This window comes from Lactobacillus hominis DSM 23910 = CRBIP 24.179, assembly GCF_000296835.1.
Classification (GTDB): domain Bacteria; phylum Bacillota; class Bacilli; order Lactobacillales; family Lactobacillaceae; genus Lactobacillus; species Lactobacillus hominis.
The window spans coordinates 78,785-95,090 of sequence record NZ_CAKE01000025.1; the positions used below are offsets into that span (position 1 = coordinate 78,785).

A 16,306-nucleotide genomic window follows, 5' to 3' on the forward strand; every position below is an offset into this window, starting at 1 on the left:
AGCAGTGTAAACTCTGCAGCACTAGCTGTTTATTCGTTAATAATCACATAAATTTTTCTTTGCTTAAAACTATGACGTAAAATTGGAACTTTCTTCACTTTTTTACTTGTTTTTATGGCAATCGATTTAGAAGTCAGACTAACAGTAGTTGTTGATCCACGCTTTGGAATTTCGCTCCAAAGCAAGCCATTTGGGATATAATCAGCTACTGCGCCAATCATTTCATAAGGATCGCCGCCAACATTATTTGCCAAGTTAAGAATTAAAGGCTGATTGGCTGGAACTTGCTTAATTAAAGATTTTGCCTTAGTCATATAGTTAGTACTCGAAGTTTTATATCTTTTGCTTTTTGGATTTGAAGACGGATAAGTAGACGGCAGATTTATTATCTTTAAATTATGCTTTTTATCCGTAAACATCGTTGGCATATTCTCCCACGTTTTTAAGCCAGTTTTATCTATTGAGGCATGATGATTGGCAACTCGGACTGCTCGATTTAGTTCTTCGTAGCTCGTAATATCTTTGCCGTTATCTGTATCTTTTAATACCTTATTCCAAGCTTTTTTATCTTCAATCAAGCCATATTTATTTACATAATCGATTACTTTACTTGCTTGCAAGGGATCGCGGACCTCAGAACTCTTTTCTTCATTCTTGCATCCTTGCAAAGTGATGATGGTTAAAATAATTAATAATATTGAGATGCATTTTTTATTTTTCATATTGCATCCTCCGTATCTTTACAAGTAGCCTATATTTGCATTGTAATCGTTTACATTTGATGAAATCAATTTATTTTAAGTTAATAAATATTTCTGTTGTGGATCTCTACGATATTTTATTGACAGTATTTATTACATAGAAAAAGAGGTTATAGTCTATTTTTACAATGTCATTAAGTTAGGACATTGATATATTGATAGTTTTCTCTTTTTTCACAAGTAGATTAATTAAATAGTCATGATAAATTTTTGATTATATACGGTTTTAAAATTGATTTTCAGGTAAAATATTTACAGGCTGTAATTCGTGAGGACGCTCACGTTAGCTTAGTAACTTTGTATGACCACACCCCTCAAGTATTTTAGAGTTATGGAGGCGATCGTCATGCACAATTATTGGATAGATGGGAGACTTGGTCGGCTTAATGCTACCATGGATAGTTGCGATAAGCATCTTGCTACGTCAACTTGGCATTTTTGCCATTCGTTTGGCTCACGCTTACGCGATAATAAAAAAAGCTAACCGCAAAGGTTAGCATCTCTTCATCATATCGAGTTACGATTGGGACTAGTGACTGACACTCGCTAGCCCCTTTTCTTTTACAATTATATATTCTCAAAGTAGTTTTTGCAATGTATAAAAACTACAACCTACTTTAATAAATCTACAAATTAAAGATTCAACTCTACCAAGAAATATCACTAGGACTGACAATTTCAAAATATCTCGCATTGCCAAAGTCATCATCAATATGCTTATCCATTTCAACTTCAGGAATCTCCATTTGATAAGTTCCTTGACTAAGCAAATATTCTACCGTCTTAATGCGTTCGATCATCCCGCCAAAGCGAATATCCATGATTTCTGACCCACTTGCCTTGTTTTCTCTAAACCAAAGCATCCGGCGAATTTTAGCTAATTTTTGCAAACTATCCTTATAATCTTCAAGTTCTTCTTGCTTTGCACGTTTTCGCGACAAGTCATTCAACAGCTGAACTTTCTCACTCAATACTGCAGCTAGCTGAATATAATAATCAAACATCAAGGCCGAGTTTTCTGAAGGAATTGCATCAGACAAACTCTCTGCTAATTCATGATAATAATCAGTCAGCTGAACTTTCTTGAAGTTTTGATAAAATCTTGGCTGAATTAAGTCTTCATAAAGTAGCAACTTGCTTGGAATCATGTCTTTCTCATTTACTACAGCTCTAAAGTTATCAAAATTATCTAACAGCAAATAGCTCTGATAGTCTTCGTTTTGAAGCAATCTAAAGTCCTGCTCAAAATCAGCTTCGGTTGGCTCATCTAAATATTGATATTCAGAAAATACCTGCCAGCCCAAATAAGATGCAGCAAATGGCGTCTCAGCGCTATCGTCGCGCCAAGCAGTCGCAGCGACTTTTTTAATTCCAACTGCCTTAGCTGCTTCAAGTCCTGCTTTAATCGATGCTTTCATTTTGCTTTGATTTGGAGCCAAACGTCCCCAAGTCCATATTCCGCCAGCAAAGTAAACATTGTCTGTTAATTCAAAATGCTTCTTCATTACTGGCAAATAGTGGCTCTTGTCAGTAGAGTAATAGTCCCAGTAAACTTGCCCTATTTCAGGATCAACCTTAAATTGATCTAATTTAGCTTTTGGATCATACATCATATTTGTTGGACTGCCGATTTCAAACCACATATCACTCCACATCATTGGTTTTAACTCTAGCTTTTTACATAAATCAAAAACCATCTGGGCATGCTCTTTAATCAATTCTTCTTGGTTAATTACTTGATCTTTATGGTCAAAATAATACTTGCCTAGCCCAATTGAATAAGCCTCATCCATTCCAATATGAATCTTATTAGTTAAAAATGGCGCAGTCGCTGCTTTTAATTCTTTTTCGACAAAATCTCTAACTTCTTTTTTGCCAGGGTATAAATTATTGTCAGTATCAGCAATTGTATTGTTATAATGTTGCCACTTAAAGACGTTCTTCAAATGGCCTAGCGTTTGAATTGCTGGCACTAAATCAACGCCTAGCTTATCGCTGTAAAGCGCCAATTCATGAAGCTGGTCTTGACTATAGCGTCCGCGACTTAAGCCAAAATAAGGTTCATCTGGAATTTCGAACTCATCTTCTAGATAAAGCCAAATCTCCGTATAACCTAAGCCAGCCAAACGACAAATTTCACTCTTTAATGTTTTTACAGATAAGACGGCATTGCGCGCTAGATCAATCATCGCAATTACTTGATCAAAGTTAGCTGTGACGTTGACTTCTTGATCTTTTTGTTCATTGACCAGCCCTAGCGCATAATTGTACGCTCTAAGCAAATCAGCATTTGTATTAGCAGCAATCTTAATATCGTTTTCTTTTTTTGAAATACTATATCCTGAATCTTTTTTAGCAAAACTAAAGTGATAATCACTTATATCGCCAGTTTTTCTAAACTTATTTAGCTCCTGCAGAGCAAATTTTTTATCCATTTTAAAACCTAGACTTTCATTCAAACTCGTAAGTTCTAATTTCAGCGCCAGCTAATGGCTTATCTACATCAATGCCTAAATCATTTTCATGTAAATCGACTATCTTACTTGGCTTCTTATCAAATAAAGTGATGTGCACATCTTGCCTTTCATTGGTTAAGTTGTAGCCACGCACAAACATCTTTCCTTCAGGCGTAACTTTAGTAGCTGTAACGCTAAAGGCTGGATTATCAATCTTTAAATATTGCTTATTTAAATCGTATTCACCTAGTTGGTGTTTTACTTGCTTAGTAATTAACTTAACTTGATCAGCTTGCGCTTTTTTATAAGCTGCTATTTGGACAGGCTTACTACCATCAGTTGGAGCAACTGATAAGTTAGCAGTAAAGTCGCCTTGGCATTGAGAATCTTTGGTTGGGAAATACCCCCAATCGCCCATTTCTCCAACGCAGCGAAGCAGAGTGACAGCAATATCTTTTCCGTCTGGACTTACTTCATATTCATTCAGACCGAAGTTGCCGACTACAATGCCGCTACCATCTTTATGAACCGAAACAAAGCATTGCTGGTGCTGCGGATTTTCAGGATTCTTCCAATTCTTGCCAACTTTATTATTTCTAACTGCAACTTCAAAAATAGAATCAGCGCTGTGAGTTTCGCATTCAATATCCGTCTTAAAGATAGCTTGCAGGCGGTGATCTTTAATTTGGTTATTGCCGCTAATCTTAATTGCTAAATTCTTTGATTCATTCATTAAAGTTAATTCCACATGAACCTTAAATTCGCGCAATTCTTTACTGCGTCCAGCATGACGATGAGTGACATCAATAACCTCTTCTTGCTCTTTTTTAAGCAACTCATCAGCACTTACTGGCAGTGGGATAGCTTGATCAAAACTTAATTTTTCACCATCAATTAAGCTTTCACGCTTTAAATTAGTAATTGGTGTATCAAAGATGATCTTTTTACCATCGCCGGATTGCTTATAGATATACTCATTGCCAATGTCGCCAGTGTCAACGATTTGCATACGGCTATTTAATTTATGGTTTTGATCAAAAATCTTAATTTCGCCATTTGTTGCAACTTCAGCGCTCAAATAATCATTAGCTAACAAATTCTTACTGTCTTTCTTTACAACCACGCCATGATCTTGCTCGATATTATCTAAGTAAAATGTCTGCCACGAATTAGCCTTCATTTTAGGGCTAAAGGCCACTTCTACATAAGAAGCCATATATGGAATTCTGAAAGTTCTTTCAGGTAATTCATAGCCGAAACGAACAAACTTTTTAACTATGCGATAAGAAACGGGCTTGCCGTAAGCATCGAATAACTGATAGTTAGGATTTTCTTGTAAATATTTCTCACATTTCCTATAGGCGCCATCTGGGGTATTGCCAGCAAATAATTCTCTATGAACTTCTATTTGGACTTTGACTTCATCTTTTTTATCATCATCAGCTGGATTAATTACTAAAAAAGCGCGGGCAGTTTTTGGTAAAGTGCTTGTATTTATTTTCTTTGCCAAACTATCTAAACCCGCATTTGCTAAGTAGCGTCCGACCTGCTTAACTTTTTCATAGCGATTCATCATCCCGCGGTGGACTTCATCAACGCCGCTGCCGCTAATGCTATCATGAGGATGGTTTCTCAATAATTCATGCCAGGCATAATCTAAGCGATCTTGATCTGTTTTTTCAATTTTACGATTTAATAAATAAATCGGTTCAACCTTATCTTCTAACAAGCGCTCCATTGCCGTGTTTTTTTGCTTCATATAAATGCGACTCGAAGCCGTATTAGCTAACGTATACCAGCCATCAGTATCTTGCGAAGTTAATTCGCCAGAAATAGTTGATAAATCTTTAGGCAAATCTTTCTTTAATGCTTTGATATAGTCTTCAAAATTAGAGTGAATAAATTCATAATCTGGATAAAGTTTATTAGCTACGGCAATGGCATTAGTTAAATCCATTTGCACTGGCTGGTGGTCGACGCCATTCATCATTAACAAATCATCAGTTGAAGCAAATTTTTCCGCATCAGCTAGTTTTTGATCCCAGAACTTTTTGGCTTTTCTTTCATCAACTGGGATTTCATTGGCATTAGAATACCAATTGGCAAATAAAATTCCTAAGACCTTGTCTTTATTTGCTCCTTGCCACCACATTTCTGAATAAGTGGAGTCGAATTTACCAAAACCCACTTTATTATTTAAACCTGTTGGCGTCACTCCACGTCCAAAAGCCACCGTATCAAGGCCAGCTAATTTCATAATTTGCGGAGCTTGCCCCATATTGCCAAAAGTATCAGGAAAATACCCTACAGGAACCGGTGCATGACCATATTGGCGCGCTTTTTGCATCCCATATTGCGTATTTCTGACATTTGATTCAGGACTAATTAAAAAGTCATCTTGCAAAATATAAAATGGTCCCACTCTTAGTTTTCCTGCTTGCACCCAGTGGCGAATCTCATCGCGTTTTTCAGGGCGAACGGCCAGATAGTCATCTAAGATAATATCTTGACCATCCAAGTGAAAACTATTGAATTTAGGATCATGTTTGAACAAATAAAGCAAGTCATCAATTAGCTTAACTAAACGCATATGATGTTCTTCAAAGCTCATATACCATTCACGGTCCCAGTGACTATGCGAAATAATAAATACTCGTTTTTTCTTCATGATTTTTTCCTTTAACTAAAAACTATTGCTTAATTTTCAAGCCAAAATAATCTAAAACTAACTCACAAAACATCATATTTGCCCAAGAAAACCATGGTCGCGTAAACTTGCTTGGATCATTCGGATCAAAACCTTCATGCATCATTTGCGTGTTATTAGTTGTATTAACCAAGGTATTTAACAGCTGCTCTTTTTCATCTTGCGAGTCAGTCGTCATCCCTTCAATTGCCAAAGCAATTGGCCAAATATAACCTTCTGGCGTATGAGGAGAGCCAATGCCTGAAGCATATTTTCCTGTGTAATAGTATTTGTTTTGCTTACTTAAAGATGCGCGACGAGTATTTTGATAAATTGGATCGTCTTTATCTACTAATCCTAAATAAGGTAAGCTAATCAAGTTCGGTACATTGGCATCATCCATAAATAAGTGGTGTCCTAAGCCATCAACTTCAAAAGCATAAATATCATTGCCATCTTGGTCTTTGATCACGCCGTATTGCTTAATGCCAACCAAAATTTCATCAGCCAAATTCTGACATTCAACTGCAAAATCTTTATCATGCAAGACATCTTGATATATTTCAGCTAGTTGCAGCAATACCTTATGCGCAAACATGTTTTCCGGAATTGAATAATTATAAACGCAGGCGTCATCGCTTGGTCTAAAGCCGCACCATGTCATGCCAGTAAAGGCTACCTCGCTACCGCGTCCATTATTTATCAGCGTATCTTCTGGACGGTCGATAAATCTTTCAAAAGTATAATCAGATTGATTATGGTGCTGCTCAGTCTGCCAAGTTTCAACTGCTTTATGCGTTGCATTGATAAAACTTTCATCAAAAATTGAAGTATCGTCAGTGTTTTTCCAATATAAGTAAGCTAAATTAATTGGATAAGCTAAAGAATCAATTTCATACTTTCTCTCCCAAATCCACGGGCTCATCTTAGTCTTGTCGCTTTGGTGCCCCTTATTATTTGCAATTTGGTTAAAGGCATTTGCATAAGTATCAATATTCATATTAAAGAATTGCCGCTTTAGAACTTCTTTGATTAAGTCAGCAGTCTTTTTATCTTTTTGAGCTGCAATTAAATATGGTCTAACTTGAGCGGTAGAATCTCTTTGCCACATAGCTGGAATATCTCCAGTTAAAACAAATATTCCATTTTCATCTTCAACTAAAGCATTCGTAATCGTATCGGAAAAAGTTTTTTCAAATACTTGGGCCCATTGTTTATGCTCAGAGCCACACATTTTTTTAACTTCCTCAGTTAAATTTTCAACGCATGCGGGAATCTCTTTCATGCTTACTTCCTCCTTGATATATTTCTCTACTTGAAATATATCATTTATTTTGCTTAAATTAGCATTGAAAGCGGAAACAATGCCTAAAAGTAGGTATTTATCGATATACCAAGTGAGGCGATTGGGTGAAGTATTTAGAGATATATGAGGACTTAAAAAAGCAAATTTTGCGCCGCGTGATTGCACCAAACGATGCTGTCCCAAGTGAAAAAGCTCTGACTATTAAATATAATGTTAGCCGCATTACTGCTAAAAGAGCTCTAAATGAATTAGCAAAAGAAGGTTTAATTTATCGGATTCAAGGTCGTGGCAGTTTTGTGAAAGAACATGGCAATCTAACTAATCGACAATTATTATTAGTTTTACCTTTTTCTGGCAATCAAGATCTAGGCAATTATATAGCAGGTATTCAAGATATTTTAAAAGATACTACTTGGAAATTGCTATCAATCACTAACGACGAATTTTTTAAATTAAATATTGACCAACTAAAAGAAAATTATGCTGGGGCCATCTATTATCCACAAAATTTGCATAATGATATCCCGCGACTGCTTAAGATTTACCTAGCTAAGTTTCCTTTAGTTTTACTGGATCAAACAATTGCCCATTCGATTATTCCAAGCGTGATCAGCGACAACGTGGGCGGAGGATTTTTAGCTACCAAACACTTACTTCAAAATAAACGCAAAAAAATTGCTTTCTATGGCGCTACGGACTTTATGAGTGATTTTAATGGCTCAACTGCAGATAGGTTTGCCGGATATATAAAGGCATTAAGAAAATATCAAGTTAAACACTTTGACCCCATTGATTTGTATTTGAAATTAAAAAATATCAAAGAAGAAAATCTTACCGCTTTTATTCAAAAAGAAAAAATAGATGCCATTTTGGCAGAAAACGATGTCACTGCCTTTCGTTTATTAAATTCATTGCAAAGTCAAAATATCAAAGTGCCGCAGCAAGTAGCTCTAATGGGCTTTGATAATCTATCAATTACGCAACTGTCGTTGCCAAAATTAAGCAGCATTGGCCAAGACTTCAACAAATTAGGTGCTAATGCAATTAATTTACTTTTGCGCCAGATCAACGACCCAAACCTACTTTTTGATAAACAAATAATGGTTGATGTAAGGCTAATTAAACGCGAATCTACTGAAAGGAAATAAAAATGGATGTAGCTAGTATTGATACACGTGTCGGAACTGAAAGTAAATACGAATTTTCTCATGGCAATACCCTGCCATTAACTGGGCAAAGCTTTAGTATGAATTACTTGAGCGTCCAAACTTCTACGCATGAAGACAGTTGGTGGTTTAATCCACAAGACCACACTTTTGCAGGACTGCGCCTGACGCACCAACCCAGCCCATGGATTGGCGATTTTCAGCATTTTTTATTTAGATTTAAAACTGATGTAAATTTTGATTTAAAACAAATTGATGACTATAACCCAAATAAAGCAATTTTTAGGCCGGACTTAATCGCTTTAGACAGCCTTAATCAGCAAATAAAAGTCATGGCTACCGCAAGTAAAATCGGTGGCGTTTTAAGAGCATTTAATTATTCACAAGATCAGTTAAAATTAATCATTCAAGGTGAAAAATTAAGTTTTGTCAGGTTTAAAGACGATACTTTAATATTTAAAACTAATAACTTTTCGGCATGCGCAGACCCTAATTTCACAATGTGGGTCGCTGTTTCTTGCAAGCATATGAAATTTGAAGCCGAGCAAACAGTTGATAAGCAAAATGCCCTCATTTTATCTATACCAAATAAAAATCAGATCCGGTTTGCAACGAGTTTTATCAGTGAGTTTCAAGTCAAGACCAATTTAAGCAGAATCGGCAATTTCGATACTGTTCAACAAGCCACTATCAAAGATTGGAATAATTTACTTTCTAAAATTAATATTCAAGATTCACAAAAAGAAAAAGTCCTCACTTTTTATGAGAACTTTTATCGCAGCTTTTTATTCCCGATGCAATTTTATGAACTAGATGAAAATAACTCACCAGTTCACTACTCTACTGCTTTGAAAAAAGCGATTAAGGGAAAAATGTTTACCAATGTTGGATTCTGGGATGTTTACCGTAGCAGTTTTCCACTTTATTCATTACTGTGTCCTGACAAATACAGCGAATTTTTAGAAGGATTTTTCAACAGTTATCAAGAAACAGGATTTTTACCAAGGTGGCTATCTCCTGATGAACGCGGAATGATGCCCGGAACAATGCTGGACGTAATCATTGCCGACGCTGCAGTTAAGGGAATTAAAGTTGCCAACTTAGAAAAATACTACGACGCCATGGTTAAAGGAGCCGAAACTTCAAGCAAAGACGCCAAATATGGACGTGAAGGATTAGAAGAATACAAGAAACTAGGTTATGTATCAAGCAACTATCCCGAAAGCGTCAATAAGACTCTAGATTATGCTTATTCTGACTGGGCAATTAGTATTTTGGCTAAAATTTTGGGTAAAGACGAGCAAGCAAAATATTACTCAAAACGTGCTTTAAATTACCAAAATCTATTTAATAAAAAAGTTGGCTTAATGACGCCTAAAGATGCACATGGCAATTTCGTTAAAAACTTCAAAGATACTGACTGGGGCAACGGCTTTACTGAAGGATCTGCTTGGCAAAACAGCTTTAATGTCTACCAAGATTTGCCCGGATTAATTAAGCTATATGGAAATAACAAAAACTTTATCCAAACTTTACTTAAATTAGTTAACCAACCACCTAAATACGGCATCGGCAGCTATGGCCAAACAATCCATGAAATGCGGGAAATGGTTGCTCAACCATTTGGACAACTAGCCATTTCTAACCAGCCAAGTTTTCACTTATGTTACTTATTTGCCTTAGCTGGTAAGCCGCATTATACCGAATTATTAGTGCGTCAGCTTCTTTCATCATTTAATTCCAGCTTTAAAGGCTACCCAGGTGATGAAGATAATGGCTCAATGGGTGCTTGGTATGTCTGGTCAGCTTTAGGTCTATATCCACAAGCCCCAGGTAGTGGAAAATATGTCTTCGGCATCCCACTATTTGACTTTGCTTCGATCAAGTTGCCAAATGGTAAGAAGCTTGAAATGTTAAACGAAAATAATGATCAAACTCACCAATTCGTTGCAGGCAGAAACTTTAATGATCAAAAATGCAGTCAAGAAATTTCTCATCAAGAATTACTTGAAGGCGGCTTGTTAACAACAAAATTAACACTTTTAGCATAAAAAAATAGCTCAAGCAAAAGCTTGGGCTATTTTATTTCACATTTCTTCTAAATTAAAGGGATGGATCTCTGTGGAAGTACAAAGGAGATTTCTTGACTTGCTTAGTAATTAACTTAGAAATCAAGTCTTGATAATTCTTAATTGCAGTATGAGCTAATTCCTTGTTTGCTTCATTGATCAACTTCAACTTCTTATCTGGATCGCTCTCTGCAGCAATCTTGACATCATATTCTTGACGCATTTGAGTTAACTTTTGTTCAGTTGAGTTTTGGGTCATGTACAAAGTTAAACCATAGTCTTTCCAAGAAGCATTTGCCAAAACCGATGCATGTCTGTAAACCCAGTAAGCAGAGTTAGAAGTATACTTGTCTTTACCATTCTTATACATAGTTGGAACAACGGTGCCTTGTGGATAGAATGGTACATAAATACTTTGACAGTTGGCACCTAAAGCTAACCAGTGAGTCCAATTCTTGCCCTTTAATTGTAGCAAGTGAGACTCTTCAGTAAAGTTAACGCTAATTGGACGATATACTGCCGTATCTTTATTTACAGGATCGGCCACATCGTACTTAGTTCCTTCATAGTGGTCTCTTAGAACTCTTTCAGCATCGCTAATAGAAATTGGATGATCGGCTTTTTGAATAAATGGAATTTCAAAGCTACTTGGTTCTTGCTTAATTGAAGGACTCAAAATTCTTTGACCAGTCCAAACACGAGCAGTGTTGTAGGTTAAGTCCAAAAGATTGTGCGTACCAAAAATACGACGCCAATTAAATGGCTTATTTTCCGGCCATAAATCATGCTTTTGAACAAATTCACGCAAGCCTGGTGAAGTAATAAAGTTGTCGGGATCGTTAAAATCAATTTCTTGAATAGCCAATTCATTAGCAGCAACTGCATAGCAGTCATCTGGAATACGCTGCGCTACCCAAGTGTGAGCAGTACCAATTTCAAAGTACCAAGCTTCATCAGGATCAGCAAACAATATACCATCTGATTCGCCAGCACCATACTTTTTAATAATTTCACCAAAACGAGCAATCGCATCGCGAGCAGTCTTTACATAAGGTAAAATACAAGTTACCATGGCTTCTTCAATGATGCCAGTCTTCTTAAATGGATCATAAGCTTGAACTTGAGCATTGGCATAAGTGGTTTCAGTAGCACTCATTGCCACACCGAATTGGTTAATCCCAGATTCTTCATAAACACCTTTTTTATCAGTCCAGTTAGGAGTTGATGAATAGCCGTAGCGGTGAGTTGGCAAATCCATTTCGAATTTATTTAAAGTAGATTTGAAGTGATTATTTGGAATATCCTTTTCTTCATGAAAAGCTAAGTGCTTTGCACAAGTTGGCTTATCGTCTTCGTTACGTCCAATAATAATACTGCCATCTGTTGTGGCATTTTTGCCTACTAAAATTGAAGTACATGCACTGTGATTTATCTGTGTCATTTAAATTCACTCTTTCTTTTCAGTAACATAATATATCCACTTCTCATTGTATTACCTACTCAGAAAAAGTATTAGTAAAACGCTCACAAAGACTGTAGTGTCAGTGCGGATCTTCTCTTCATCAAAAAGAACCCTAGCCAAAACTAAGGTTCTTTCATCATTTATCAAATTCTCTTTTTTCATTAATTGACGGTACATTTACCAGATTAGCTAAATTATGAGCATTTATTTTCAAGCTAGCTCTAAACGCTGGAACGAGCAACAAAATCAAAGTAAATCCTAGAAAAACTGCCAATTCAATCGCAGTTATGATTATTCTCGGATCACCATATAGTCCCCACATACCTTGTACTTCGCCTGCTTCTTCTCCTGCAAACACATAAACTAGGATATCCAGTAAAGAATGAGCAAAAATAGGCAGGTATAATTTTCCAGAGATTAAATAAATTACTGCACATAGAACTCCAAGACCACTTGCCCATATAACAAGGTAAGTACTGTCACTGAATGATCTATCTAATAAATGCGTATAATGAGATAAGCCAAATATCAAAGAGCTGATTATAATTGCAATTGGAATATTTAACTTGACCTTTCTTAATCCGGATAATAACAGGACCAGTAAAAAATACCGATTTAACTCTTCACCAATTCCAGGAATCAGTCCATAAACTAGTGCTACTAGATTAAAATTATAAATATGTGCATCAAAATTAGCTAAAATTTGATCCCAATTACCTAAAAGCTGATTAAATACTTGTGCAGTAGGCATAAAAACATTGAAAATACTATACCCAATACTAAATAATATTACAAAAATATAAAAAGCCCATCGTAGCCACTTTTTACAATAAAATGGAAAATTCAATTTTAAACGGATATTCCAAATACGAGCTAATATAATTAGCCATTCTATGCCCAAAACGAAAACTATAATACCCATGTTAGTAATAAAATTTATTATCTTATTACTAGTTAAAATTGGAATATAAAGATAGGGGCCAGGAAATAAACAAATATATGATAGTAGTCTTAAAATATTATTCTTAATAGCAGGATATTCCACAAATAAAAGTGGCAAATATAAAATAAGATATCCTACAAAGTATACAATGCCTATTAAGCCTGTAAATTTTGGCAAATGAATCCACAATATATTATTTAATGTAGTCCACAAGTAACTATAAAAATACGACAAGGTTAGAATTAAAATTCCATTCAATATTGGTGGAATTTTTTTCTTCAAGATAACTATTGTAAGAGCAATAATTGCTAAAGCTATAAAACTTGCATTAAAAAGATAAAATTGTGGATTATTATATGGAATTAGCTTGGGGTAAACTGGAATTGCAACAAACTCACTGATTATAGTTAAAGCAATTGAAATTAAGACATTCAAGACAAGTTGAATTTTATAGATAAACAGCCAATTTATATTGTTTAGTTTTAATTCCATGTTTCTCTCCGGTATGTTCAAATTTCAATAAATTACAAATCTAATCAAAAATTAATTTTTACAAAAAAGGCTGATATCTACCCATTGTTTTAAGGAATAGTATCAGCATTTTCTTACTTTAATTATTTTTCAAATTATCATTTATTTACCGATGACCAGCACCTCTAAAATAAGGATTATAAGGTGGATATGGAGTTCTAACTTGCCAATATGGTGCAGGTATGTTTGATCCACCCATTCTCTTAGTCTGATTTAGCCACCATGATCCTTGTGTTTTAACTGTGACAGCTTGCACGGTAGAATGATCATTTTCTAAAGAAAACACTGCTAATGAACATCCAACTAAAGTGGCAGTTGCTGCTAATAATAATTTATTTTTCATTTTAATTTTCTCCTTTTTATCCATTTTTAATAATGTTATTATCATTTTAATTAAATGTCAACATTTTTTGGTAATTTATGAACTATACCATTTTCATTAATTGACGGTACATTTACCAAATTAGCTAAATTTTGAGCATTTATTTTCAAGCTAGCTCTAAACGCTGGAACTAGCAACAAAATCAAAGTAAATCCTAAAAAGATTGCTAATTCAATCGCAGTTATAATTACCATGGGACGACTATATAGTTCCCACATACCTAATGAAATAGTGCCATTAATACTAAATGCAGAAACTAAACTATCCAATAAAGTATGTGCAAAGATTGTTAACCATAGCTTACCAGAGATTAGATAAACTACTGCATACAACAATCCTCCACCAGTCGCAGCTATAATAAGAGAAATAGTTGTATCAACTGGTTCAGTTAAAAAATGAGTACAATGAGACAATCCAAAAATTAAAGAACTAACTATAATTGCAATCGGAATATGTAGTTTAATATTTTTTAATCCGGATAATAACAGGACCAGTAAAAAATACCGCTCTAACTCTTCGCTAATTCCAGGAACCAGTCCATCAACTAATACTGTTAGATTAAAATTATAAATATGTGCATCAAAATTAGCTAAGATTTGGTCCCAATTACTCCAAAGTTGATCCCATCCTTGTACACTAGGAATAGAAATATGAAGAATGCCAGCCCCAAGAAAGAAAACTATTACTACGATATAAAAAGTCAAGCATAGCCATTTTTTACAATAAAATGGAAAATCTATTTTTAAATGAATATTCCAAATACGAGTCAAGATAATTAGCCATTCTATGCTCAAAATCAAAAACATAATTCCCATATAAGTAATAAAATCTATTATCTTATTACTAGTTAAAACCGGACTATAAAGAAGCGCTCCAGGAAATAAGCAAATATAAGAAAGTAGTCTTAAAATATTATTCTTAATAGCAGGATATTCCACAAATAAAAGTGGCAAATATAAAATAAGATATCCTAGAAAATATACAATGCCTATTAAGCCTGTAAACCTCGGCAAATAAATCCACAATACATTATTTAATGTAGTCCACAAGTAACTATAAAAATACGGCAAAGTTGGAATTAAAATTCCATTCAATATTGGTGGAATTTTTTTCTTCAAGATAATTATTGTAAGAGCAATAATTGCTAAAGCTATAAAACTTGCATTAAAAAGATAAAATTGTGGATTATTATATGGAATTAGCTTGGGGTAAACTGGAATTGCAACAAACTCACTGATTATAATTAAAGCAACTGAAATCAAGATATTTAAAACAAGTTGAATTTTATAGATAAACAGCCAATTTATATTAACAAATTTTGTCTTCATTTTTCCCTCATATAAATAAAAGAGGTATTATCAATACCTCTTTATTAGCATATCGATTTACGGATGACCTACTCCCCTAAAAGTATAAGGTGCACCTTTCCCAAACACTCGACCTTTGTTAATACTACCCCAATTTGGTCCTGGTATGTTTGATCCTCCCATTTGTTTGGTCCAGTTAAGCCACCATCCACCTTGAGTTTTAGTGGTTACTGCCTGCACAGTAGAGTGATCATTTTTCAAAGAAAATACTGCTAATGAACATCCAACTAATGTAGCAGTTGCTACTAATAATAACTTTCTTTTCATTTTTATCTCTCCTTTTTTATTTATTTTTAATGATGATATTATTGTTTTTATTAAATGTCAACTCTTTTTAATAATTTATGAACTATATCCTCTCCAACAAAAAAAGAACCGTAGCCAAAACTAAGGTTCTTTCATCATTTATCAAACTTTATTTTTTCTCAGTTAAACTACCGTCTACCATCTCATATACTTTATTTGTATATTTTGCTAATCGCATATCGTGAGTAACTATCAAAATAGCTTTATCTTGCTGTTGAGCTAAATCCTTAAATAATTTTCCAACTTCTTCAACTTTTTGACTATCAAGTGAAGCCGTTGGTTCATCAGCTAAGATAATTTGCGGATTAGCATAAAGGGCACGAGCAATTGCTACACGCTGCTTTTGTCCGCCAGATAATTCTTTAGGATACTTTTTAACTAATTTTTCAATTCCAAGCTGCTTAAATAATTTTTCTAAGTCTTCATGACTCATATTGTTTTCTTTTTTAACTTTATCAACAAGTTCAAACTGCTGCGATACTGTCAGATAAGGCACCAAGTTATAAGCTTGTAAAACAAAGCCAATCTTATTCAAGCGCAATTTATCAGCTTGACGTGGACTAATGTTAGTCACGTCTTGATCTTCAATTTCAACTTTACCAGTTGTAGGTCTTTGAAGGGCTCCTGCAATAGTTAGAAAAGTGCTTTTTCCTGCACCTGATGGGCCAACAATTAGGACCACGCTGCCTTTATCTGCGGTAAAGTTCACATCGTGTAGCGCCGTAACTTGTGCACTTCCTTCACCGTAAATTTTGCTAACGTCTTTTAATGTAATTACTGCCATTTTATGTACCCCCCTAACCAATTGCCTTTGCTGGGTCAACTTTAAGAATTGAACGAATTGGAATTAATCCACCGATTACTCCCATAA

Annotated in this window: 13 protein-coding genes; 3 read left to right on the forward strand and 10 right to left on the reverse strand. The window is 34.8% G+C overall.

Features of this window, described 5'->3' with window-relative positions; translation table 11 throughout:
• Positions 1-29 precede the first annotated feature (29 nt).
• Entirely contained in the window at positions 30-722 is a 693-nt protein-coding gene (locus BN55_RS08270; protein ID WP_008471659.1) for a hypothetical protein, read from the reverse strand.
• Between the two features lie 385 nt (positions 723-1,107).
• Here BN55_RS08270 and BN55_RS10050 point away from each other — a divergent pair, with 385 nt between their 5' ends.
• The gene (locus tag BN55_RS10050) at positions 1,108-1,245 is read left to right on the forward strand and encodes a hypothetical protein (protein WP_008471660.1); all 138 of its coding nucleotides are present in this window, start codon (positions 1,108-1,110) and stop codon (positions 1,243-1,245) included.
• A gap of 163 nt (positions 1,246-1,408) precedes the next feature.
• On the opposite strand, the gene BN55_RS08275 is transcribed toward BN55_RS10050, so the two are convergent.
• Genes BN55_RS08275 through BN55_RS08285 form a run of 3 tightly spaced genes read right to left on the reverse strand, consistent with a single transcriptional unit; the run spans position 1,409 to position 7,188 of the window.
• Entirely contained in the window at positions 1,409-3,196 is a 1,788-nt protein-coding gene (locus tag BN55_RS08275) for a family 20 glycosylhydrolase (protein WP_008471662.1), read from the reverse strand.
• A 16-nt stretch (positions 3,197-3,212) separates the two neighbouring features.
• Positions 3,213-5,885 carry an alpha-mannosidase gene (locus tag BN55_RS08280; protein WP_008471664.1) on the reverse strand — a complete coding sequence of 891 codons (2,673 nt, stop codon included), beginning with the start codon at positions 5,883-5,885 and terminating at the stop codon, positions 3,213-3,215.
• A 22-nt stretch (positions 5,886-5,907) separates the two neighbouring features.
• Positions 5,908-7,188, reverse strand: coding sequence for a glycoside hydrolase family 125 protein (locus tag BN55_RS08285; RefSeq protein WP_008471665.1), 1,281 nt, complete (start codon positions 7,186-7,188; stop codon positions 5,908-5,910).
• 125 nt (positions 7,189-7,313) lie between these two features.
• Between BN55_RS08285 and BN55_RS08290 the strand changes: the two genes are divergently transcribed.
• Positions 7,314-8,357 carry a GntR family transcriptional regulator gene (locus BN55_RS08290; protein WP_008471666.1) on the forward strand — a complete coding sequence of 348 codons (1,044 nt, stop codon included), beginning with the start codon at positions 7,314-7,316 and terminating at the stop codon, positions 8,355-8,357.
• A gap of 2 nt (positions 8,358-8,359) precedes the next feature.
• The gene (locus BN55_RS08295; protein WP_008471667.1) at positions 8,360-10,426 is read left to right on the forward strand and encodes a GH92 family glycosyl hydrolase; all 2,067 of its coding nucleotides are present in this window, start codon (positions 8,360-8,362) and stop codon (positions 10,424-10,426) included.
• A gap of 52 nt (positions 10,427-10,478) precedes the next feature.
• Here the strand turns inward: BN55_RS08295 and BN55_RS08300 are convergent, their stop codons facing one another.
• The 6 genes from BN55_RS08300 to BN55_RS08325 all read right to left on the reverse strand — a co-directional run bounded on the left by BN55_RS08300 (position 10,479) and on the right by BN55_RS08325 (position 16,219).
• Positions 10,479-11,885, reverse strand: a complete 1,407-nt coding sequence (locus BN55_RS08300; protein WP_008471668.1) for a C69 family dipeptidase — start codon at positions 11,883-11,885, stop codon at positions 10,479-10,481.
• A gap of 157 nt (positions 11,886-12,042) precedes the next feature.
• Positions 12,043-13,341 (reverse strand): CPBP family intramembrane glutamic endopeptidase, encoded by a 1,299-nt coding sequence (locus tag BN55_RS08305; RefSeq protein ID WP_008471670.1) that lies wholly within the window; start codon positions 13,339-13,341, stop codon positions 12,043-12,045.
• A gap of 145 nt (positions 13,342-13,486) precedes the next feature.
• Positions 13,487-13,723 carry a hypothetical protein gene (locus tag BN55_RS08310; protein WP_008471671.1) on the reverse strand — a complete coding sequence of 79 codons (237 nt, stop codon included), beginning with the start codon at positions 13,721-13,723 and terminating at the stop codon, positions 13,487-13,489.
• A gap of 50 nt (positions 13,724-13,773) precedes the next feature.
• Positions 13,774-15,090, reverse strand: a complete 1,317-nt coding sequence (locus BN55_RS08315; protein WP_008471672.1) for a CPBP family intramembrane glutamic endopeptidase — start codon at positions 15,088-15,090, stop codon at positions 13,774-13,776.
• A 57-nt stretch (positions 15,091-15,147) separates the two neighbouring features.
• Positions 15,148-15,396, reverse strand: coding sequence for a hypothetical protein (locus tag BN55_RS08320; protein WP_008471673.1), 249 nt, complete (start codon positions 15,394-15,396; stop codon positions 15,148-15,150).
• A 148-nt stretch (positions 15,397-15,544) separates the two neighbouring features.
• Positions 15,545-16,219 (reverse strand): ABC transporter ATP-binding protein, encoded by a 675-nt coding sequence (locus BN55_RS08325; protein ID WP_008471674.1) that lies wholly within the window; start codon positions 16,217-16,219, stop codon positions 15,545-15,547.
• Positions 16,220-16,306: the final 87 nt, after the last annotated feature.

Bases quoted from the DNA above. Each gene is read 5' to 3' on its own strand.
- BN55_RS08320 (WP_008471673.1), bottom strand. From the start codon at position 15,396: ATGAAAAGAAAGTTATTATTAGTAGCAACTGCTACATTAGTTGGATGT.
- BN55_RS08285 (WP_008471665.1), bottom strand. From the start codon at position 7,188: ATGAAAGAGATTCCCGCATGCGTTGAAAATTTAACTGAGGAAGTTAAA.
- BN55_RS08310 (WP_008471671.1), bottom strand. From the start codon at position 13,723: ATGAAAAATAAATTATTATTAGCAGCAACTGCCACTTTAGTTGGATGT.
- BN55_RS10050 (WP_008471660.1), top strand. From the start codon at position 1,108: ATGCACAATTATTGGATAGATGGGAGACTTGGTCGGCTTAATGCTACC.
- BN55_RS08315 (WP_008471672.1), bottom strand. From the start codon at position 15,090: ATGAAGACAAAATTTGTTAATATAAATTGGCTGTTTATCTATAAAATT.
- BN55_RS08280 (WP_008471664.1), bottom strand. From the start codon at position 5,885: ATGAAGAAAAAACGAGTATTTATTATTTCGCATAGTCACTGGGACCGT.
- BN55_RS08305 (WP_008471670.1), bottom strand. From the start codon at position 13,341: ATGGAATTAAAACTAAACAATATAAATTGGCTGTTTATCTATAAAATT.
- BN55_RS08275 (WP_008471662.1), bottom strand. From the start codon at position 3,196: ATGGATAAAAAATTTGCTCTGCAGGAGCTAAATAAGTTTAGAAAAACT.
- BN55_RS08325 (WP_008471674.1), bottom strand. From the start codon at position 16,219: ATGGCAGTAATTACATTAAAAGACGTTAGCAAAATTTACGGTGAAGGA.
- BN55_RS08295 (WP_008471667.1), top strand. From the start codon at position 8,360: ATGGATGTAGCTAGTATTGATACACGTGTCGGAACTGAAAGTAAATAC.
- BN55_RS08270 (WP_008471659.1), bottom strand. From the start codon at position 722: ATGAAAAATAAAAAATGCATCTCAATATTATTAATTATTTTAACCATC.
- BN55_RS08300 (WP_008471668.1), bottom strand. From the start codon at position 11,885: ATGACACAGATAAATCACAGTGCATGTACTTCAATTTTAGTAGGCAAA.